This is a genomic window from Cytobacillus spongiae, assembly GCF_021390075.1.
In genome coordinates this window covers 2,733,302-2,755,575 of the sequence record NZ_CP089997.1, presented here as the reverse complement: position 1 = coordinate 2,755,575, position 22,274 = coordinate 2,733,302, and the positions used below count along the sequence as shown (strand labels likewise).

21 protein-coding genes and 1 pseudogene are annotated in these 22,274 nt (G+C 38.8%); 18 read left to right on the top strand and 4 right to left on the bottom strand.

Translation table 11 applies throughout. The annotated features are described in order from the left end of the window. The first annotated feature begins 197 nt into the window (after nt 1-197). From LS684_RS14005 to LS684_RS13960, 10 genes are all read left to right on the top strand, one after another. On the top strand, nt 198-761 hold the full coding sequence (locus tag LS684_RS14005) for a BA5345 family protein (RefSeq protein ID WP_233806822.1): 564 nt from the start codon (nt 198-200) through the stop codon (nt 759-761). 449 nt (nt 762-1,210) lie between these two features. Further along, nucleotides 1,211-1,648, top strand: coding sequence for a BrxA/BrxB family bacilliredoxin (locus tag LS684_RS14000; RefSeq protein ID WP_233806820.1), 438 nt, complete (start codon nt 1,211-1,213; stop codon nt 1,646-1,648). Nucleotides 1,649-2,136: 488 nt separating this feature from the next. Further along, nucleotides 2,137-2,985: a YitT family protein gene (locus LS684_RS13995; RefSeq protein WP_233806818.1), complete on the top strand. Its 849-nt coding sequence runs from the start codon at nt 2,137-2,139 to the stop codon at nt 2,983-2,985. 78 nt (nt 2,986-3,063) lie between these two features. Next, complete coding sequence (locus tag LS684_RS13990) at nt 3,064-3,747, top strand: GntR family transcriptional regulator (protein ID WP_233806816.1); 684 nt, start codon at nt 3,064-3,066, stop codon at nt 3,745-3,747. A gap of 190 nt (nt 3,748-3,937) precedes the next feature. Next, complete coding sequence (locus LS684_RS13985) at nt 3,938-4,720, top strand: transporter substrate-binding domain-containing protein (protein ID WP_233806815.1); 783 nt, start codon at nt 3,938-3,940, stop codon at nt 4,718-4,720. 99 nt (nt 4,721-4,819) lie between these two features. Then, nucleotides 4,820-5,479 carry an amino acid ABC transporter permease gene (locus LS684_RS13980; RefSeq protein ID WP_233806814.1) on the top strand — a complete coding sequence of 220 codons (660 nt, stop codon included), beginning with the start codon at nt 4,820-4,822 and terminating at the stop codon, nt 5,477-5,479. Then, nucleotides 5,472-6,194, top strand: coding sequence for an amino acid ABC transporter ATP-binding protein (locus LS684_RS13975; RefSeq protein WP_233806813.1), 723 nt, complete (start codon nt 5,472-5,474; stop codon nt 6,192-6,194). Before LS684_RS13980 ends, LS684_RS13975 begins: the two co-directional genes overlap by 8 nt. Before the next feature lie 314 nt (nt 6,195-6,508). Further along, the gene (abc-f, locus tag LS684_RS13970; protein WP_233806812.1) at nt 6,509-8,140 is read left to right on the top strand and encodes a ribosomal protection-like ABC-F family protein; all 1,632 of its coding nucleotides are present in this window, start codon (nt 6,509-6,511) and stop codon (nt 8,138-8,140) included. A 116-nt stretch (nt 8,141-8,256) separates the two neighbouring features. Continuing rightward, nucleotides 8,257-9,258 carry an aromatic acid exporter family protein gene (locus LS684_RS13965; RefSeq protein WP_233806811.1) on the top strand — a complete coding sequence of 334 codons (1,002 nt, stop codon included), beginning with the start codon at nt 8,257-8,259 and terminating at the stop codon, nt 9,256-9,258. 26 nt (nt 9,259-9,284) lie between these two features. After that, nucleotides 9,285-9,803 (top strand): L,D-transpeptidase, encoded by a 519-nt coding sequence (locus LS684_RS13960; RefSeq protein ID WP_233806810.1) that lies wholly within the window; start codon nt 9,285-9,287, stop codon nt 9,801-9,803. A 103-nt stretch (nt 9,804-9,906) separates the two neighbouring features. Here LS684_RS13960 and LS684_RS24140 read toward each other — a convergent pair whose 3' ends face one another. After that, a complete protein-coding gene (locus LS684_RS24140) occupies nt 9,907-10,029 on the bottom strand; it encodes a hypothetical protein (protein ID WP_267930248.1) in 123 nt (40 codons plus the stop codon). 242 nt (nt 10,030-10,271) lie between these two features. Here LS684_RS24140 and LS684_RS13955 point away from each other — a divergent pair. Next, nucleotides 10,272-10,424: pseudogene (locus LS684_RS13955) on the top strand (IS110 family RNA-guided transposase); the annotation flags it as partial. 510 nt (nt 10,425-10,934) lie between these two features. On the opposite strand, the gene prli42 reads toward LS684_RS13955, so the two are convergent. Next, nucleotides 10,935-11,030 carry a stressosome-associated protein Prli42 gene (gene prli42 / locus LS684_RS13950; RefSeq protein ID WP_233806808.1) on the bottom strand — a complete coding sequence of 32 codons (96 nt, stop codon included), beginning with the start codon at nt 11,028-11,030 and terminating at the stop codon, nt 10,935-10,937. Between the two features lie 153 nt (nt 11,031-11,183). On the opposite strand from prli42, the gene mce reads away from it, so the two are divergent. The 7 genes from mce to gndA all read left to right on the top strand — a co-directional run bounded on the left by mce (nt 11,184) and on the right by gndA (nt 19,728). Continuing rightward, nucleotides 11,184-11,585, top strand: a complete 402-nt coding sequence (mce, locus tag LS684_RS13945) for a methylmalonyl-CoA epimerase (protein WP_233806806.1) — start codon at nt 11,184-11,186, stop codon at nt 11,583-11,585. A gap of 15 nt (nt 11,586-11,600) precedes the next feature. Then, nucleotides 11,601-13,151: an acyl-CoA carboxylase subunit beta gene (locus tag LS684_RS13940; protein WP_233806804.1), complete on the top strand. Its 1,551-nt coding sequence runs from the start codon at nt 11,601-11,603 to the stop codon at nt 13,149-13,151. Between the two features lie 72 nt (nt 13,152-13,223). Next, nucleotides 13,224-14,342: a tripeptidase T gene (locus tag LS684_RS13935; protein ID WP_233806802.1), complete on the top strand. Its 1,119-nt coding sequence runs from the start codon at nt 13,224-13,226 to the stop codon at nt 14,340-14,342. Between the two features lie 212 nt (nt 14,343-14,554). Beyond that, nucleotides 14,555-15,772: an eIF2A family protein gene (locus tag LS684_RS13930; protein ID WP_233806800.1), complete on the top strand. Its 1,218-nt coding sequence runs from the start codon at nt 14,555-14,557 to the stop codon at nt 15,770-15,772. 268 nt (nt 15,773-16,040) lie between these two features. After that, nucleotides 16,041-16,511, top strand: coding sequence for a chemotaxis protein CheW (locus LS684_RS13925; protein ID WP_233806798.1), 471 nt, complete (start codon nt 16,041-16,043; stop codon nt 16,509-16,511). A gap of 376 nt (nt 16,512-16,887) precedes the next feature. Beyond that, nucleotides 16,888-18,168: a DNA polymerase IV gene (locus LS684_RS13920; RefSeq protein WP_233806796.1), complete on the top strand. Its 1,281-nt coding sequence runs from the start codon at nt 16,888-16,890 to the stop codon at nt 18,166-18,168. Nucleotides 18,169-18,306: 138 nt separating this feature from the next. After that, entirely contained in the window at nt 18,307-19,728 is a 1,422-nt protein-coding gene (gene gndA / locus LS684_RS13915; RefSeq protein ID WP_233806793.1) for an NADP-dependent phosphogluconate dehydrogenase, read from the top strand. A gap of 155 nt (nt 19,729-19,883) precedes the next feature. Here the strand turns inward: gndA and LS684_RS13910 are convergent, their stop codons facing one another. Further along, entirely contained in the window at nt 19,884-20,501 is a 618-nt protein-coding gene (locus LS684_RS13910) for a cyclase family protein (protein ID WP_233806791.1), read from the bottom strand. A 12-nt stretch (nt 20,502-20,513) separates the two neighbouring features. Continuing rightward, on the bottom strand, nt 20,514-21,983 hold the full coding sequence (gene zwf, locus LS684_RS13905) for a glucose-6-phosphate dehydrogenase (RefSeq protein ID WP_233811662.1): 1,470 nt from the start codon (nt 21,981-21,983) through the stop codon (nt 20,514-20,516). Between the last annotated feature and the right edge of the window lie 291 nt (nt 21,984-22,274).

Below are 22,274 nucleotides of genomic sequence, written 5' to 3'. Positions count from 1 at the left end.
TTTAGAGCCATGCGGAGAAAGCAGCTCCCAGGTAGCGAGCGCCACGCGCAAAAATTTCTAAAGCGGTTCAGTTTTCTGTTTCATCCTTCGTTCCAGTTGTATTTCTTGTTTTAAAGTTTTTTCCTTAAATTAGAAATGAGTAAAGGTCGAAAAAAAAGCAAACTATGTATAAAATAGATAGGGGAACGTGTAGCATTATGGAAAGGATCGAAGGAATGATGATTGTAAAAGGGAAACAGCTCACTAAGTGGGGATTACCTGGCTGGGTTTTCTTATTAGGAGTTTCAAGTTATTTTATTAGCGCTGATTTTAAAGAATATAAAGAGTTATTGATCGAGCAAGGCATGGATCTAGCAGGAATTGCTCTAATTCTAGCGATTGTTGGGATTCCACTGGGTTTTTTCATCCAGCAAATCAGTATATTTATTGGTTGGATTCTCCCAAAGGAATGGAGACGGCATTTTAAGGAAGAACACTTTGTTATTAAATGCATCCACGTTTCTCCTCAAAAGGAAGAATTAATGGATCGATATCGAAACCTCATTTTTCAAGTCCAATTCATTAATGCCATTATCACATCATTAGTATTCAATATTGGATTTGTACTACTCGTATCGCCTAAGCCTTACGAACGATTGATGCTTGTTCATATCCTTGTCTATTTTATTTTAATAGCGATTATGATTGCAAACCGATTGTTCTATACCAATAACCTAAGCTATTTTATTAAAGAAATAAAACGGGAGGGCTCGTTTTATTAACGTTATTCTATGAAAAAATGCCAGTGCTTTCATCAGCACTGGCAAAAAGAATAGGGAGTCAGGGGTATGGATTCAGCTATGTAGTTATAAGATACCCAATAATGAAAACTTTAAACTTTTATTTTGGATATTTTCTAAAAGGTTGTTGTTTATTACCAGATAAGATTCCCTTCTTCATACGAAGGCTAGCAGTTTAGAGCGGTAGGATGCGAGGCGTTTGGGAGAACAGCGGGACCTTCACAGGCTTACTGCCTCCCCTGCGACAAGCGAGTATCCTCGAGGGGAAAACTGTCCATGTTTCAAAAGCACCAATGGATTCGAATACAGCCTTGATTTATAAAAATAGTTTGTTATGTTTGAAATTTTGTGAAGGCTATTGGTATGATGATAGTATCCTTTACCTAATAAAGAATATAAATTAGGTTGAAACCTTTTTAGGAGTGGTCAATATGAATATGGATTTTAATTTTTTTATGAATGATGTAGTTCGTCAAGCTCGACAAGAGATCGTAGCTGCAGGATATACAGAACTAACAACTCCAGAAACAGTTGATGAAGCGTTATCAAAGCAGGGAACAACACTAGTAATGGTTAACTCAGTATGTGGATGTGCAGGTGGGATTGCTCGCCCTGCAGCTGCCCACTCGGTACATTATGATAAACGTCCAGATCATCTAGTTACTGTATTTGCAGGTCAAGACAAGGATGCAACGGCGAGAGCACGTGAATATTTCACAGGTTTCCCTCCATCCTCTCCCTCTTTTGCTTTATTGAAAGATGGGAAGCTATGCACAATGATTGAACGCCACGAAATCGAAGGTCATGAACCAATGGCTGTTATCGGCAAATTGCAACAAGCCTTTGATGAACATTGTGAAGAAGTCTAAATGATTTATGAAAGTCTCGGATAGAAGCCGAGGCTTTTTATTTTTGCATATATATGGCTGCTCCTTGAGAGGTGGAGTAGAGCAAAAACGGATTTCTGTTCAGAAGTTACGGATATGTTCGGTAAAGCTGCGGATTTCGTCAATTATTTTGCGGATATACCGAATGTTGATATATTTCAAAAGTCGCTGATATATTTCAATTTTCGCTGATAAATGGCAAAAATCGCTGATAAGTGGACGATTTTCGCTGATATATCAAAAAAGTCGCTGATATCATGAGTCAACTGCAAATGTCATTATTCTTCAACTCCATTTTGTCCTCCAAGTAGATGGAACCAAAGTCTATAGCTCCTCATGAAAACACTTTCTTCACAAAAAAACGAATTTTGCGTAAAAAATTCTTTACATACTGGTTGTTACAATCTATAATCACTAATTGTAGAACAATATTGTTCTACAATTTCATCAATAGAAACAAGGAGATCCCTATGAAAAAGAAATTGAAAGAGTACTTACTACTAAATATTGGACTAATTCTTATTACAATTAATATTCACTTCTTTTTAGCACCTAACCATTTTGTCATTGGTGGTACGAGTGGGTTATCAATTGTGATCCATCACTACATACCAAACTGGCCAATTGGCCTAATCTTGCTTGTCATTGAGCTATTCTTGTTCTTAATTGGAACATTACTGTTAGGATTTCAATTTGGCTTGAAGAGTTTGTATTGTAGTATTAGTTTATCTTTATATGTCCTAGGATTTGAGAAGTTCGTACCTCTTGCTGAACCATTGAGTGATGACCGAATCATTCAGCTCATAATTGGGCTTGTTCTCGATGCTATTGGACTTGTCATAATTTTTCACCAAAATGCATCTTCTGGTGGTACAGATATTATTGCGATGATCTTAAATAAATACCTTTCTCTTAAAATTGGTTTAGGTATTTTACTAGCAGATATATTAATAGCCAGCACTTCATTTATTGTGTTTAGCTTTGAAAGTGGCATGTATGCAATCGTAGGAATCATTCTTCTTAGTATTTTTATTAATTATTTTTCTAGTCAACTCAATCTTTCAAAAGAAGTAACGATTATTAGTAGTCAATGCGATGACATTAAGTCCTATATTGTGAAAGAGCTCCAAAAAGGAGCGACCATTCACTCGGCAAAAGGAGCTTTTACAAATGAGGATAAAGACATCATTACTACATTCTTAGGGAGAAAGGAATTCCAAAAGCTAAAAAAATATATTACGATCGTTGATGATAAAGCCTTTGTCACAGTCCACAATACGAGTGAAGTTATTGGAAACGGATTTAAAAGAAGTCTTTAGCTTGGAGGCTCGTGTAAACATTCATCATAAAAATATGATAAGATGAATGAAACGTTTACATGAAATGGCGGTAGTAACATGAAAGAAAAGAAATCAATGGAGCAGGTTGTATACGATACATTAACCGATGCCATTATTAGTCGGAAAATAGCTCCAGGAACACAGCTAATTGAAACAATGATTTCAGAGCAATTAAAGGTTAGTAGAACGCCTATCAGAAATGCGATTAAACGATTAGAAGTCGATGGCTTTGTTAACCTTATTCCAAATCGCGGCGCCTTTGTGATTCGGCCTAGCATAGATGAAATGGTACAGGCCTTTCACATTCGTAAAGAGCTTGAATTAATAGCGGTAAAGGATTGCTTTGATTTAATAACAAAAGAACATATAGATGACATGCTGAAGCTTGTGGAGAAAGAAAAGAAAGCCTTTGAACAAAAGAATGTCCACGGATATATTGCAGCGAATAAGGAGTTTCACCTCTCATTAGCTAGAGCTGGTGGGAATAAATTTCTAATTGAATTTTTAAGTAAAATTCTTGCGCAAATTGATATCTATTTATTAATATATAATGCATTCAATTATCTAGAGAGTCACCAATCAAACAGCTGGGAAGAGCATTATGCATTAATCGATTCATTGAGAGCGAAGGATCGCAAAGTATTTAATGAGAAGCTGATTGAACATTTACAATTCAGTTTAGAAGAATTAAAAATTGATTCCTTAAATTATCAGCCTCTTCAGGAATTATTTGATTCATAACAAACGAACCTATATGTAGGATTCATCTATATTCACACAGAAAAGCCTCAGTTCGAACTGAGGCTTTTTTTGTGTGAAAATAGCAAACTATGAATTTATATTTAATAATATTGTTGCATAATTATTAATGTGTGTTAAAATACACTTAGATGAATAAATATTAATATATTTACTAGGGGGACGCATTCAAATGAAGAAAATCAGCTCAATTATTATTATGAGTTTACTAGTGTTCGGAGTGTTAGTAGCTTGTGGAACAAGTGAAGAAAGCAAGAAAACAAATGGAGAAAGTAAAGAGGTACTTGTTTTAGGTACATCTGCTGATTACCCTCCATTTGAATATGTAGATACTGCAAAAAGCGAGGAAATTATTGGGTTTGATATTGATCTAGCAAATGCAATTGCGGATGAGCTTGGATATGAAGTTCAAGTGAAGGATATTGATTTTAGCGGATTAATTCCTGCTCTTGAAACAGGTCAAGTAGACTTTGTCCTATCAGGTATGACACCAACTGAAGAGCGTAAGCAAAACGTAGATTTTAGTGATATCTACTATACGGCTCATCATATGATCGTATCTAAGAAAGAGAGTGGTATCAAGACAGTTGAAGATTTAGACGGAAAAACGGTAGGTGTTCAGTTAGCTTCTATTCAAGAAGGGAAAGCAGAAGAAATGGCTGAGCAAATCAACATTAAAATTGAGAACCGTAACCGAATTCCAGAACTAATTCAAGAGATTAAGTCTGGACGCTTTGATGCAGCTATTATTGAGGATACAGTTGCAAAAGGATATTTTAAAAATAACGAAGATATCGAGGGGTTTATTCTTGAAGGGGATGATGAGGAAGCTGGTTCAGCCATTGCCTTCCCTAAAGAGAGCAAATTGACGGATGAATTCAATCGTGTATTAAATGAGCTGAAGGAAAACGGTGAGCTTGAGAAACTAATCGTAAAATGGTTCGGCGGAGAATAATTCAAAATGAAAGAGCGTTCAGAAGAGGATTCTTTTGAGCGCTTTCTTTCCTCCAATTAGCTGTATGCTCTCCCTTGTTATAGAAAGGATGATCCCTAGATGAACTTAGATTTTACTCAAATCATCCCATCAATTCCTTACATTTTGCAAGGGGTTATCGTCACCTTGAAAATTGTAATTGCCGCTGGATTGATTGGATTTGCGTTAAGTATTATTTTAGCCTTATTTAAAATTAGCTCCATTCGAGTACTTGGATGGTTTGCGGATGCATATACCTCTATCTTTCGTGGCACACCATTAATTTTGCAGCTGATGATTATCTATTTTGGGTCACCACAAATCTTTGGCTTCCAAATTGAATCGTATAATGCAGCTGTTCTTGCCTTCGCTTTAAATTCCGCCGCATATATTTCTGAAATTATTCGCGGGGGGATATTAGCCGTTGATCGCGGACAGATAGAAGCCTCGAAGGCACTTGGAGTTCCGTATAAGAAAATGATGTGGGATATTATCCTCCCTCAAGCGATGAAAAATATTTTACCTGCTCTTATGAATGAATTTATTACCTTAACAAAGGAATCTGCGATCGTTACCACAATTGGAGTTACTGATATTATGCGAAGAGCGTATATTGTCGGCGGCGATAAATTCTCCTTTTTTGAACCGTTGCTCATAGCGGGACTCATTTATTATGTAATGGTTGTGACACTTACCCTATTAGGTAAGGCTTTGGAAAGGAGAATGAGACGTAGTGATTAAAGTTGAAAATTTGCATAAACATTATGGGAAATTAGAAGTTTTAAAAGGAATCGATACGACGATCGAAAAAGGAGAGGTAGTAGCCATAATCGGGCCATCGGGTTCAGGTAAGTCAACCTTTCTGCGTTGCTTAAACCTTTTAGAAATGCCGACTGACGGGCGCATATGGATTGATGAACAAGAAATCACCGATAAAAAAACAAATATTATGAAGGTTCGTCAGCATGTGGGTATGGTTTTTCAGCATTTTCACTTATTTCCACATAAGACGGTCATGCAGAATATCACGTATGCTCCGATCAAGGTCAAAGGGTTGTCGAAGCAAGAAGCAGAGAGTATTGGGTTTGAGCTATTAGAAAAAGTAGGGCTAAAGGAAAAGGCAACTGAATATCCAATCCGTTTATCTGGTGGTCAGAAACAGCGTGTGGCGATTGCAAGATCGCTCGCCATGCAGCCAGATGTGATGCTTTTTGATGAGCCTACATCTGCACTAGATCCAGAAATGGTGAAAGAGGTGTTAGATGTAATGAAATCCCTTGCCCATACGGGAATGACAATGGCTGTCGTTACACATGAAATGGGTTTTGCCCGTGAAGTAGCTGACCGTGTTTTGTTCTTGGACAATGGGATATTAGTAGAGGACGCTCCCCCTTCAGAATTTTTTACAAACCCGCGTAGCAGCCGTGCCCAGGATTTCTTACAGAAGATGCTTTAGTTCTTAAGAAAAAGATTAGTCAGAAAAGGCTATTGAAGATGCATACAATTATTTGCTAAAATGGGTGTAATTAGAAAAGAGAGGACTGATGGGTGGACAATGAAGAACTAATCATATTTTTTACGATTGAATGAACTATTCAACTCTTTAAAAATAGGATTAGTCTGCCCAAATTCCATTTATGATCTTATCTATTGATCTAGATCGTTTATTTATCTATGTTTAGAATCGGACTAATCCTTCCAATTAACTTTGGGAGGATTTTTTTGGCTATCAGAGCCTTAATCCCTCCCTGCCGAAAGGGGATTGATTGTATGAAGGAACTAATAAAGTTGACCAACGTTTCCTATGAAGTTGCGGAAGTGTCTTTATTCAAAGCTTGCGATGTAAGTGTAAAGCAAGGAGATATCATTGGAGTAATCGGAAAAAACGGAGCAGGAAAAACAACCTTATTGAAGTTATTAAGCCAAAAAACGGAGCCAACATGCGGTAAGATTCAATGGCTACAGGCCAACCTTACAACCGTACTGGTTGAACAGGAGCTAGAGAGCTATTCAATTAACTGCCTACCATATGAACTAGTAAAGATTTGGCCTACACCTAACCGATCATATGAGCTATTAAGTGGTGGAGAAAAAGTTAAAACACGCCTTGCAGATGGTTTTTCCACTTGTGCAGCCATATTACTATTAGATGAGCCGACAAACCATCTTGACAAGGAAAGTACAGATCAGCTAATTGAGAGAATGAAACGGGAGAAAAGGACGATTATTTTTGTATCGCATGATCGCTACTTTCTAGATGCAGTGGCAACAAAAATTTGGTCGATTGAAGAGAAAACACTTATTGAGCATGTGGGGAATTATTCTAGTTATATGGAAGAACGTAGGGTTAGACGATTAACACAACAGCGTGCATATGAGAAACAACAGAAAAAGAAAGCCCGAATTGAAGGGCAACTTACCGAGCTTGCAAAATGGTCGAAAAAGGCTCACGGGCAGTCAACCAAAAAAGAGGGATTTAAAGAGTACTACCGTGTAAAAGCGAAGCGGAAGGATGCACAAATCAAGTCGAAGCGAATACGTCTTGAAAGTGAACTTGAAAAAGAGGTAGTTGTACCTGTTGAAGAAGAATATCGAGTGGATTTTTCTTTAACAGGTGTTGAAAGTCGAGGAAAGCGTTTGATCGAAATCAAAAATTTGTCCAAAGCATATAACAAAGAATGGCTATTTCAAAATCTGCAGTTGACCGTTCAGCGTGGAGAGAAGCTTGCTATTATTGGTCCAAATGGAAGTGGAAAAACGACTTTGTTGAGAATAATTGCTGGGCAGGAAACTGCAACAGGCGATGTATGGATCTCTCCGTCAGCCAAAATCGGTTTTTTAACACAAGATGTATTTGACTTACCTCTTGATCAAACGGCAGAGCAATTTTTTTATCAAGAGTCGTATAAGGAAAGAGGAAACGTACAGAATTTAATGAAGCATCTAGGGTTTTTGGCTACTCAATGGAAGGAACCGTTAAAGAACATGAGCATGGGAGAGCGGGTTAAGTGCAAGCTGATGAAGTTCATGCTAGAAGAGAAGGATGTACTGATCTTAGATGAACCGACCAATCACTTAGACCTTCCATCACGTGAGCAATTAGAGGAGACGTTAGCTTTATATAAAGGTACGCTACTTGTCGTTTCACATGACCAATACTTTCTTGAAAAAACAACTGAAGCGAAATGGCTCATCCAAAATCAATCAATGAAAGAGCAGCGAGGTGAGCCTATCACTTCGACAAGTGACAATGACAATCTTCTGTTAACACTTGAAGCCGAGCGTCTAGAAATCTTGGGGAAGTTGAGTTTTATGATGCCTCATGATGAAGAATATGCGGAACTGGATCATAAGTTCAAAGAGTTATCAAGCAGGATCAAATATCTTTCTAATCAATCCTGAAGCATTCAGGAGGAGGAGGACTCTTCTTCCTGAGTGAATGTATTTTTACGCTATCCTTTCCTATTAGGTGAATCGTTGATAAAATGGTTCTAACATATCGATTAGGAGAACATCAGATGAAATTTAGTATAGGGTTCCGTACGTTAAAGACGGCTCTTGGAACAGCGGTTTCCATTATGATTGCACAGTTTATTGGACTAGATAATTTTGTCTCAGCGGGAATTTTAACCATTCTATGTATACAGGTTACAAAGAAAAAATCTTTACGAGCTTCTTGGGACCGGTTTGTTGCATGCTTACTAGGTATGGTCTTTTCCATTGCTTTTTTTGAAGGGATTGCCTATCACCCAATAATGATTGGGGTACTGTTATTATTCTTTATCCCAACTGTAGTCATGGTAAAGGCGAGCGATGGAGTGGTTACAAGCAGTGTCATTATTCTACATATTTATTCAGCAGCTCACGTAACAAGAGATCTGATCATGAATGAGCTAGGGATTATTTTTATCGGGATTGGTGTTGCGTTAGTTATGAATCTATACATGCCAAGTCTTGAAAACAAATTGTATACGTATCAAGTTGAAATCGAAGATAATTTTCAGAAGATCTTTTTAGAAATTGTCGCCTACTTGAGAACGAATCAATGTGATTGGGATGGAAAAGAAATTACCAATACGCTGAAATTAATTGATGAAGCGAAAACACTCGCTTTTCGTGATGTTGAAAACCACTTTCTCCGCTATGAAAATGTCTACTATAACTATTTTAAGATGAGAGAAAAGCAATTTGAAATAATTGAGAGGGTCTTGCCAATTGTGACCTCAGTCCCGTTGACACTTGAGCAAGGAAAAATGATTGCGGATTATATCGAAGAACTCTCTCATAATATTCACCCTGGAAATACAGCGCTTATCTACTTAGAAAAGTTATACCGTTTAAAAGTAGAATTTGAAAATATGGAGCTTCCTAAAACAAGACAAGAATTTGAAACACGTGCTGCACTGCTTCATTTTATTAAAGAAATGGAACAATATTTGATCATCAAACGATCATTTAGAGGGTTTCAAAATGACCGCTGGAAAAATCGGTATAAGAAGGCGAAAGTGGCGAGAAACTAATGGAAAATTAACTGGTGGTGAGTTTGATGTTAAAGCTTATTTCTGCCATGTTTCTATCTTTTGTCATTTCCCCCATTTGGCCACTTGGACCCAATCCATTGCCTGGTGATCCATTTGTTATTATCAACAAGCAAACAAACGAGCTTGCTTACATTCATGACAATCGTGTTCAAACCGTCATTTCGATTGCTACTGGAATGACGGATGAATGGACTCCTGAAGGTTTGTTTACTGTAACCGTTAAAGCGGTAGACCCCTATTATCGGAAAAAAGACATTGCAGGGGGAAGTCCTGAAAATCCCTTAGGTACAAGGTGGATTGGGTTTGATGCGCGAAATTCAGATGGACGTACATATGGAATTCACGGCACAAATCATCCGAGCTCAATCGGTAAATACGTCTCACAGGGCTGTATCAGAATGCAAAATGAAGCAGTAGAATCGTTATATGAGTATATCCCTCTCGGAACAAAGGTGTTAGTCCTGTCTACTTCAAAAAGCTTTGAAGAGCTAGGAGAGGATTATGGGGCTATTAAAGGGAAGTAGCTAGGGAAATACGATCATTAATATTATCAAAACCATTCGTCATAGGATAGTATCCCAATTCACTAACAAGAGCGCCAACAGCTATCGCGGTTGGCGCTCTTGTTTATTTCTTCTTGTTTTCTGACGCTTTTAAGGCAACTTCCTCTAGCCCAGATTGAGCAAATTCCACATCGGTTTTAGGAAGGGCTTTGTTGTTCTTGAATTGTTTATTTTTTTGTTTAGACAATGTGATAACCTCCTTTTGTATGGTCTTTGATTAGGATACTTATCTTAATATGCGCTTTTTTCCGAGTCTTATTTGTACCAATAAGTAGTATGTTGATGGAAGAGGATCATCGAAAGAATGTAAGCATCCTATAACCGCACATGCATAAGAAAAACATACTAAGATTAGTAGTACAGACCCCGGCCAGTGTATGTGCTACTATTTTTTTTTATAGTAGAAGTGAAGTAAGGCCGACCAGCCTCAGGGACCATATTGTAGAGTATTACGACAAATTAAAAACGCAACCTCAAGGAAAGCCCCATAAAGTTGCGTCAATCGCGTGCGTGAATAAATTTTTGAAAGTGGCATTTCATCTCATCACACACAACATTACCTATAATTACGAAGCAGTTTAACCTGTTCGTAAATAAGTTGTCTATACTATATCATACTTGACCTTTCGAAAAAATACACCTCGTTAGGTCTATTTGGCATGGACAAATGATTTTTGAGTGAGAGAACTCCCTCCTCCCCTCCAAGAATCAGTCTTCAAACATATATAAATATGATAAAAAACTCTTGACTAGAGGTAAGAAAGAGGCTGGGACATACCTAAAGGACTCTTTCTCAAAGACGAACAATGACTTCATTAAAATAGTTAGGTTGTAAAAACAAGTTCGTTCCACATGCCCTGCAGACACTCGCTTTCCACTGGGAGGAAGCTGAGCCTCCTTGCTGCGCTTTGGTGTCTCAGCCTTTCCTCTATTTCCCTTAGTAGTCGAGTGTCTTCCGCTCCATTCCTCTATTTTCAAAAAAATTGTTTTCCGAACAAACAAAAATACCCGAACTAGTAAAAGGAGATAACTCCTAATAGCTCGGATATCCCATTGACTGAAATATTATGTCACAGCCTCTTTGCATCGTTATTATAGTAAAAATGCAATTCCCGTAAGTAATGTTGATGCAAGCATGGCAAAAATCATGACGTATACGACGACTTTTCGGGTTTTTCGATTATTCAAAATGTACTCCTCCTATTAAGAGAATTATTCTTTTGTCCTTATTTTACTAGGAATTTTTCAATTGAACAACCGCTCATTTTAAGGAGGAATTATTCTGTTTTTGTCGAATATTTTAATTATTGCACATATTATTATCGTTCGGAGGGGAAATGGTTGATTAAGAAAGTAGATCACATTGGAATTGCTGTTCAATCATTAGAATCAGCATTACCTTTTTATACGGATATCTTAAAGCTCCCTCTTTTAGGAATGGAGGAAGTAGAAAGCGAGCAGGTGAAGGTAGCCTTTTTACAAGCGGGTGAAACAAAGCTTGAACTGTTAGAGCCTATGAGCAAGGACAGCCCAATTGCTAAGTATATCGAAAAACGAGGGGAAGGAATTCACCATGTAGCTTTGGGAGTTGATTCCATCCAAGAACGAATCAATGAAATGAGAGAAAATGGGATTCGTATGATACACGAAGTACCAAAGCAAGGAGCTGGTGGTGCGCAAGTAGCGTTTATGCACCCGAAAGCTACTGGTAGTGTTTTATATGAATTTTGCGAGAAGAAATGATAAAGGAGAATAGTCATGACAGACATCTACGATAAAATATATGAATTGTACGATCGAAAGCGTGAAGTGGAGCTGGGGGGCGGAGATCAACGAATCGAAAAGCAGCATGAAAAAGGGAAGCTAACGGCACGAGAGCGGATTGAATTATTAGTCGATCCTGGTACATTTGTTGAGCTGAATCCTTTTATCCAGCATCGATGCACGGATTTTGGGTTGGATCAACAAAAAGGTCCTGGCGATGGAGTAGTAACAGGCTATGGAAAAGTAAATGGACGTCCTATTTATCTGTTTTCCCAAGATTTCACTGTATTCGGTGGAGCGTTAGGTGAAATGCATGCAAAAAAAATCGCCAACGTCATGGATTTAGCTGCGAAGAATGGGGCGCCATTTATTGGGTTAAATGATTCAGGTGGTGCTCGTATTCAAGAAGGGGTTGTTTCTCTTGATGGATACGGACACATTTTCTATCGAAACTCTATTTACTCTGGAGTCATTCCGCAAATTTCTGTCATCATGGGGCCTTGTGCCGGTGGTGCCGTATATTCACCTGCCATAACTGACTTTGTATTTATGGTTGAAAAAACAAGCCAAATGTTCATTACAGGTCCTAAAGTAATTGAGACAGTAACTGGCGAGAAGATTTCACCTGAGGATCTAGGAGGGGCAAAAGTACATAACTCTATAAGTGGAAATGCTCACTTCCGCGGCGAATCGGAACAAGAAGTCATTGAACAGGTTCGCTTATTATTAAGCTATCTTCCTCAAAATAATGAGGAAAAACCACCACGTTTAGAAGTGGATGAAATGGATGATTATCGGCAAGATCTTGCTGATGTGGTTCCGTTTGATGCTATCAGGCCATATGACGTTAGAAAAGTGATCGAGCATGTCGTTGATCAAGATTCTTTTATGGAGGTTCAAAGCGATTTCGCGAAAAATATCGTAATTGGTCTTGCCCGGATTAAAGGCGAAGTGGTTGGTTTAGTCTGTAATCAGCCTAAATTTATGGCAGGAGGACTCGATATTGATTCATCCGACAAAGCTGCTCGTTTTATTCGTTTCTGTGATTCTTTCAATATACCAATTATCACCTTTGAAGATGTGACGGGATTTTTCCCTGGGGTCAAACAGGAGCATGGAGGAATCATTCGCCATGGTGCGAAAATTCTGTATGCCTACTCAGAAGCAACAGTTCCTAAGCTAACAGTTATTTTACGAAAAGCGTATGGGGGAGCATATGTAGCGCTAAATAGTAAGTCTATTGGAGCGGACATTGTATATGCTTGGCCAAATGCAGAGATTGCTGTAATGGGTCCTCAAGGGGCAGCAAATATTATTTTCTCAAGAGAAATTCAGAATAGTGAAGATCCTGAAGCTACTCGAGCGGCAAAGATCGAAGAATACCGAGAGAAATTTGCAAATCCGTATGTAGCGGCAAGCATGGGAATGGTTGATGATGTCATTGATCCAAGAGAAACGCGTATAAAAATTATTCAAGCGTTAGACATGCTTCGAAATAAAAAAGAGTCTAGGCCGTATAAAAAGCATGGGAATATTCCTTTATAATGTTTCCCGTTTGTGATGATAACGCTTAAAATGTATACTAGTCTAGTGAGTACAATGATGGAGGTCAACTAGATGATTAATCAAGAAAGATTATTAAATGAATTTTTAGAGCTAGTTCAAATTGATTCAGAAACGAAGTATGAAACGGAAATTGCCAACGTTCTAAAAAAGAAATTTACCGATTTAGGTGTTGAGGTATTTGAAGATGACACAACAGCTATTACAGGGCACGGGGCTGGTAATCTCATCTGTACCCTTCCAGCAACAAAAGAAGGTGTCGATCCAATCTATTTCACTTCCCATATGGATACGGTTGTCCCAGGAAACGGTGTAAAGCCTTCCATTCAAGATGGATATGTAGTGACAGATGGAACGACGATTCTAGGGGCGGATGATAAGACGGGACTTGCGGTTATGCTTGAAATTGTCCGTGTATTAAAAGAACAAAGCATTCCTCATGGGACGATCCAATTCATTATTACGGTTGGAGAAGAATCAGGCCTAGTAGGTGCAAAAGCACTTGATTCTTCTTTAGTTAAGGCAAAGTTCGGCTATGCACTTGACAGTGATGGGAAAGTAGGAAACATCATTGTTGCTGCTCCAACACAAGCCAAGGTTTCTGCTGTAATTTATGGGAAAACGGCTCATGCGGGTGTAGCTCCTGAAAAAGGAATTTCGGCTATCACAATTGCGGCTAAAGCGGTTTCAAGAATGCCTTTAGGTCGAATTGACGAAGAAACGACAGCGAATATTGGTCGCTTTGAGGGCGGAAAACAAACAAATATCGTTTGTGATCGCGTAGATATCCTGGCCGAAGCACGCTCTTTAGTAACAGAAAAGATGGAAGCACAAGTACAAAAAATGAAAGAAGCTTTTGAAAGTGCTGCAGCGGATATGGGCGGCAGAGCGGAAGTAGATGTTCAAGTAATGTATCCAGGCTTTAAATATGGAGAAGGCGATCATGTTGTAGAGGTTGCTAGAAAGGCAGCTGCCAAAATTGGTCGCAGCTGTGAGCTTCTAAACAGTGGTGGCGGTAGTGATGCCAATGTTATAGCTGGATTCGGAGTTCCAACTGTAAATTTAGCGGTAGGTTATGAAGAAATACATACGACAAATGAGCGTATGCCAATCGAAGAATTAAATAAACTAGCAGAAATGGTCATTGCCATCATCGAAGAAGTTTCTGCCTAATGGTTGAGAGAGAGCCTTTTATAGGTTCTCTTTTTTGGTGCAATATAATTATTTTTATCGAGTGAATTTTTTATACTTTTTCACCGTCTATTAGGATAATTGGTTACTCTACTTCGCTTTACTTCGACTTTCCAAACGCAATATTTCCTTCTTTAAAACAGAAGCATCAATATGAAGGTACGAGGAAATTCTAATTCGTAGGAGGGAATGTCTTGCGAATAATATCAATCGTACTATTGTTGCTTTTTCTATTTCCGTTTATTTCAGTGACGAAAGCAGAGGTACCTTTAAAGGCTGTATTTGTACGTAATCATCAACTGTGGATGAAAGAAGGTGATCAGGAAATACAGCTTACCAAAGATAAGTATGTTTACTCTCCTAAATGGTCTTATGATGGGAGGTTTATTGCATACATTGACGGGGATGAGCACGGAGAGAAATCGAATCTGTGGATCTATGATACAAAAAGAAAAGAACATTTCGAACCATACACGTCCATAGAGACTACTTCTTTTTCATGGTCACCTACTTCAAATGAGCTCGCATATCTATCTGGATGGGTATTAAATATTACAAAGACAAAAGACGGCAGACCATCAGGATTTGAAAATGTATCGTTAGGTGTTAGTAGCTTTGAATGGGTTCCAGGTGGAAACGAGTTGATTGTGTCGGCTTCATCAAACCGCTTGCCTACAGGCTGGGAGCCAATTAATTTGTATCGGATTCCAAAGGATATGAATCTTAATGTGAAAGAAGCTAAGCTATTGTACTCAATTCCAATCGATGAAAATAATCTATTTGCCGTTCATGTTGGAGACTTTAAATGGAGTCATAGCGGCAAATGGGTGAGCTTCCTTGGAACCCCTACACCTTCTTGGGCAATGGATAGCAATCCATTATGTGTTCTATCCTCAAACGGAAAAGCTTTTAAGGATATTGGCAGGATGTTAGGGTTTAGTGATTGGTTTAAATGGGCACCCCATGCCAGTAAACTAGCTTATATTTCGGGAGAAGGACGTTTTTTTGTTGAAAATAAGAGTATGACAATTGCTGATATAGAGGCATCTACAAAGCAGGTAGAATATACACCGAAAGGATATGTCGATCTTGATTTGGAGTGGCTATCTCCTTCCCAAGTCATCGTAGCTCGGTCAAAAGCGAACAAATCGTGGAAAGAGGGACCGGTTCCGACCATGTTCACTTCTTTATTTCAAATTGACATAAGCTCGGGAATACAAAAGCAAATTACCTTTCCAAAAGAAAATGAGTTAGATGTAAATCCTCAGGCTGCTGGTTCTTATCTCATATGGGAACGGAAGCGTGACGAAGGGAATAATGGAGATGTGTGGATGAAGCAAAACGAACAGAAAGCTGCGAAAATCTGGATAAAAAATGTTGATTACTCTCCAATTATATTCAAGTCTAACTAAGCAAAGTAATTCTGGTGTTAAGCAGTAGCGATTTGCAATAGAATCATTTACTTATCAGAATAAGTTAGGTTGAAGTTTGATATTGGAATAGATTGAAGCAAGATAATTAATATCAGCACTTGTTAATTTTTCTCGCTTTCTTCACTAATCGCATATTTTCTTCAACCTTTCTCCTCAATAGGAATTCTATGTAAATGTGTGATACCTCATAGACAAATGGATAGGAATTTTATAATATGACTATAGGGAAAAATAGGGAGGCTTCGGTATGGCAAATAGTAAAAAAGTTGTCGTTTTTCAAGTAGGGAAGGAAGATTACGCAATCTCAATTGAGTATGTCACTTCCATCGAAAAAGTGGAGGGAGTAACACCTATTCCTCATTTGCCTGAATATGTAAAGGGAATTGTGAAGGTTCGAGAAGAGTTAATCCCTATCATTGACTTTGAAACGATTCTGTATAATCGCCACATCACGGTTACTGACTCAACAAGGCTTATCGTATTACATACGGATCAGATGTTCCTCGGTATTCTAGTGAATGATGCGAAGGAAATTATTGATATTCAAGAGGAGCAAATTAAACAAATTGGATTAGTAGCTTATCAAAAAACAAGTTATTTTACTGGTGTTGCTAATTTGGATTCACGCTTAATTACGATCATTGACCCATCCGTGCTAGTAGGATCATTAGAAGGAATTCGCGATATTCAGGAATATATGAAATCACAAGCTCAATAGGTAGAATAGGAGATTACGAGAGTAGTCTCTTTTTTTGATGGGAAGGAGCGTTCGCTCATTTTCCGAGCGAACGCTCCTTCTTCAGTGAATATCGCTCGCTTTTTTAGAATTCCGCTCGCATTCGACTAGAAATCGCTCAGGTTCGACTAATTTTCGCTCGAGTAATGATGAATTTCGCTCCGAATGGGTTTTTGCAAAGGGGAATGTATTCAATATTTCTGTTTTTATGGTTGGTGAAAGCTAAATCGATGCTTGTGTTTCATGATTTTGGATACAAACGACTTAATCTCATCATCTCAACAACAAAAGTCACCAATTGAGCTTTTTCATTTATGGTTTGATAAAATAGACATATTATGAATCGGGAAGTGTCATCATGAAGCAAATGTATCCAAAAAAGGGACGCGTCATTCTCCATGTTGATATGAATAGCTTCTATGCATCGGTTGAAATGGCTTATGATCCGGCTCTAAAAGGAAAGCCGCTCGCAATTGCGGGGAATGTGGAGGAGCGCAGAGGGATTATTGTGACCTGTAGCTATGAAGCGCGTCGCTTTGGGGTTAAGACGACGATGCCACTATGGGAGGCACGAAAGCTTTGCCCCCAATTAATTGTTATTAAGCCTAACTTTGAGAGGTACCGAGCAGCATCAATGGGCATGTTTCAATTGCTGAAGCAATATTCTGAAATGGTTGAACCTGTTTCCATTGATGAAGGCTATATCGATATAACAGACAGCTATGAGCTTGGGTCGCCGCTTTTCATTGCTGAAAGCATTCAAAAGAGAATTCTTGAGCAACTCGACCTTCCATGCAGCATTGGGATTGCTCCTAATAAATTTTTAGCCAAAATGGCATCAGATATGAAAAAACCACTTGGAATTACCGTATTAAGAAAGCGCGATATACCTCAGGTTCTCTGGCCGCTAGAAGTGAAGGAGATGCATGGGGTTGGCCAAAAGACAGCTGAAAAGGTAAAGAGTCTAGGCGTTCATACGATTGGGGACTTAGCAAAAGCGAACGAAGTACAACTGAAAGCGTTGCTTGGAATTAATGGACTAAGGCTCAAGGACCGAGCGAATGGGATCGATACAAGAGCTGTCGACCCCTTTTCAGCTTCAGAATTTAAAAGCGTTGGAAATTCAACAACTCTTCCCAAAGATGTGGCGAATCAAAGGGAACTCTTTGAGGTTCTTAATCGGCTAGCCTTTAAAGTATCTTCGCGCTTAAAAGCGAAAGAGGTACTTGGCACATCATTAGGAATTACGATCCGGTATAAAAATCGGAGCACAACGAATCGGAGTAAAAAGCTAGAGAACCCAATTGTTAAGCAAGAGGATATTTTTGAAGAAGCTAAAGGGTTATTCGGTAAGCATTGGACTGGCGATTCTGTACGGTTGCTTGGGATCACAGCACATGATTTAGTTGAACAAGAGCATGCTGTGAAGCAGCTCGATCTATTTTCATTTGAAGAAGATGCGAAAAAGGAGCCGCTCGTACAAACATTAGAACAACTTAAAGGGAAATACGGCCCTTCTATTATTCAACAGGCAAGTAAGGGGGCAGCTAAAGATAGCTCGAAATCACATAGCATTGGAACGGATACTAGCTTTAACAAGGATTTTCTGCAATCCTTTGGAGATAAAAAGGATAAGTGATGTCAGCATGTTTTTTTTAGGTGGAAAATTGACAAACTAATGGAAGAGTGTTGAATAGTTGCAAGTGAATTCGAATCTTGCTAAAGTTAAGTGGTTCTATCAATCAAGCAATAATAGCATTAGAAGGGATGTAGGACGATGACGAAACAGCAAATTGGCGTTATTGGATTAGCCGTTATGGGAAAAAACCTTGCGATGAATATCGAGAGCAGAGGATATACCGTTTCCGTTTATAACCGCTCAAGTGAGAAAACGGATGAAATGCTTGCCGAAACGAAAGGTAAGAATATTGTAGGCACTTATACAATTGAAGAGTTTGTTCAATCGTTAGAAAGTCCAAGAAAAATCTTATTAATGGTTAAAGCAGGAGCTCCCACTGATGCGACAATTGAGCAATTAAAGCCGCATTTAGATAAAGGGGACATCTTAATCGATGGTGGAAATACATACTTCGTTGATACACAGCGTCGAAATAAAGAATTAAGCGAATTAGGGATTCATTTTATAGGTACAGGTGTATCTGGTGGAGAAGAAGGAGCTTTAAAAGGCCCATCTATTATGCCAGGTGGTCAAAAGGAAGCCTATGAGTTAGTAGCACCGATCTTTAAGGACATTGCTGCTAAGGTAGATGGGGATGCATGTACAACCTATATCGGACCAGATGGTGCAGGGCATTATGTGAAAATGGTGCACAATGGTATTGAATATGGAGATATGCAGCTCATTTCTGAATCCTACTTTTTACTTAAGAATGTGTTAGGGCTATCTGCTGACGAGCTTCATGAAGTGTTTGCAGATTGGAATAAAGGGGAGCTAGACAGCTATTTAATTGAAATAACAGCTGATATCTTTACTAAGAAAGACGACGAAACAGGGAAACCACTTGTTGATATGATTCTTGATACAGCAGGGCAAAAGGGTACAGGGAAATGGACCAGCCAAAGTTCGTTAGACTTAGGCGTTCCACTACCGATTATTACAGAATCTGTGTTTGCGCGTTTCCTTTCAGCGATGAAGGAGGAGCGTGTTGCTGCAAGTAAAGTGCTACGTGGCCCAAGTACAATGAAATTTACAGGCGACCGTTCGGCGTTTATTGAATCGGTTCGTAAAGCCCTTTATATGAGCAAAATATGTTCTTATGCCCAAGGATTTGCGCAAATGCGTGCAGCATCAGAAGAGTATAATTGGGATCTTCAATATGGAGACATCGCGATGATTTTCCGCGGAGGCTGTATTATTCGCGCTCAATTCTTACAAAAAATTAAAGTGGCATACGACCAGGATCCGAAGCTTACAAACCTACTGTTAGATCCATATTTCAAAGAAATCGTAGAAAGCTATCAGGATGCACTACGAGAAATCATTGGAGTAGCGGTTCAAAACGGAATCCCAGTTCCTTGTTTCTCGGCTGCTTTATCGTACTATGATAGCTACAGAACAGAAACACTGCCTGCGAACCTATTACAAGCTCAACGCGATTACTTCGGGGCTCATACGTATCAACGTGTGGACAAAGAAGGAATTTTCCATACAAATTGGATGGAGTCTGAAGGGAAATAACTATTTCTTATTTTCACAAAAGCGCTTAATAACTATTATATAAAGAGCGTGTATTGAAACAGAAACGTTTCAATACACGCTCTTTCTTTTTAAACGCTGTTAACCTACTCTCAGATAAAAAAAACCCTCGCTGGTGAACAACGAGGAGCTTTTCTTTAAAGAATACCTTCGATTAAGATGACTCTAGCTGGTGAAGCATCTGTTCCTTGTAGCTTAAGTGGAGCCGCTGTCATAAAATACGTCCCTGCTTTAATGTCTTTTAGCTCGAGGCCTTCCATAATAATAATATCTTGACCCATTAATGTACGATGGGTGGGGTGTCCTTCTTGAGCACGCTCAATGCCTAGTGCATCGATGCCAATGCCACTAATGCCGATGTCAGCTAAATAGGCTGCTGCATCTTCAGCCACATATATGAATTCGAAATTAAATTCTGTGTCAAAAGAGTTTTTCGTTTTTAATAAAATAAAGTCGTCCTTTTCAATCCCTTGTCCTTCAAGGTCCTGTTTTGTTACTTTTTCTATAGAGCTTGTTAGGTCTAGCACTTTACAAGGGCGAACTAAACGCTCAAGGGGAATGGTTTCAAATGTTTTTCCATCATTTATCATATGAAGCGGAGCATCTACATGCGTACCTGTGTGAACGTCTAAGCTTAAGCGTGATTCTGTTACATGACCATTTGTTACGGTGTTTAACTTAGGCTGCTTTTCGGGCTTGTTTTTATAAACAGGCATCCCTTCAAAAATCGGAGCTGTAATATCATAGATTTTCATTTTCGTCCCACCTTAACATTTTTCAATATCTAGATCTGTTACTGGCCACCAGAAATAGCCGTCTTGTTCTAATAGCTCATCTGCTGCTTTCGGCCCCATTGTTCCTGCAGGATAATTCGGGAAGTTATCTTCTTTCGTGTTTTCCCATACTTGAGAGATTTTATCGACAAAGCTCCAAGAAAGGGCTACCTCATCCCAATGAGTAAAGTTTGTTGCATCGCCGCTAATGCAGTCCAATAGCAACTTTTCATATGCTTCTGGTGTATTAATTCCGTCAATGCCCTTGTTTGCATAGTTGAGCTTAACTGGCGTGGCATCTAGCTGCTGCCCAGCTTTCTTTGCATTTAAATGAAGAGTGATCCCTTCATCTGGCTGAATATGAATGACTAGTAGATTTGGGTTAAGTGTTTGATCTTTTCCGTAATATAAGTTCATTGGAATATCTTTAAATTGTATGACGATCTTCGTTGACTTCGCCTTCATGCGTTTTCCTGTACGAATGTAAAAAGGAACACCTGCCCAGCGGAAGTTATCGATTAATAATTTTCCAGCTACAAATGTTTCCGTGTTTGATTGTGGATCGACCATCGTTTCTTCTCGGTAGGCTGGTAGGCTTTCAGCATTTACTGTTCCCTGTGCATATTGTCCACGAACAAAATGAGTCTTTACTTCTTCTCCTTCGATTGGACGAAATGCACGAAATACCTTTACTTTTTCCGAACGGATTTCATCTGTTGTGAGCTTAATTGGCGGCTCCATTGCAAGCAAGGCAACCATTTGCAGCATATGGTTTTGGACCATATCACGAAGAGCTCCACTTTTTTCGTAGTAACGTCCCCGTTCTTCAACACCTAATACCTCACTAGAAGTTACCTGGATGTTGGAGATATATCGATTATTCCAAAGCGGTTCAAAGATTGCATTGGCAAAACGAATAACCTCAATGTTTTGAACCATTTCTTTTCCTAGATAATGGTCAATTCGATAGATTTCATCCTCTGAAAAAGCCTGGCGAATTTGCTTATTTAACTCTTTAGCGGATTCTAAGTCATGACCAAATGGTTTTTCAATAACAAGGCGTTTGTAGCCTGCGACATCTGTGAGTCCATCTTCCTTTAAATGAACCGCAATTGTTCCAAAGAATTCAGGTGCCATTGCTAGATAGAAAATTCGGTTTCCTTCCAGCTTGTAGTGTGAATCTAGGTTATTTGCTAAATTTTTTAGAGCAAGATAAGAGCTAGAATCAGTCACATCATGGGAATGGTAGTAAAAATGAGATGAAAATTGCTCTAGATCATTGCTGCATTCAACGGCAGATTGGACCGATTTTCTCACATTGCTTTGGAAATCTTCATTCGTCAGGGATCTTCGCGCAATTCCAATGACGGCAAAATTTTCAGCGAGCTTCCCTTTTTTATATAGTCGGTAGAGAGAAGGGTAAAGCTTTCGGTTGGCAAGATCTCCAGTGGCTCCGAAAATCATAATGAGTGCAGTTGGTTGTGCATTTTGTGTCACGACAAAGTACCTCTCTTTATCTAAAATAGTATGTAAAACAAAGACTGTGTAAGGAGCATAACCTTTCAAACAGTCTGAATGGGGTTCGTGATTTGCTCAGGGGAAACCACTTGAAAAAAGGAACCTCTATAATTAAGTTGAAATGCAACTAAAAAATATACCCATACAAATATAAAATTTTACTTGGTTCTAGGCGATTTAGCAAACATTATGGTTGTGTATAGTTTCTTCTATTCTGTAAGAACTATCCCCAGCTCG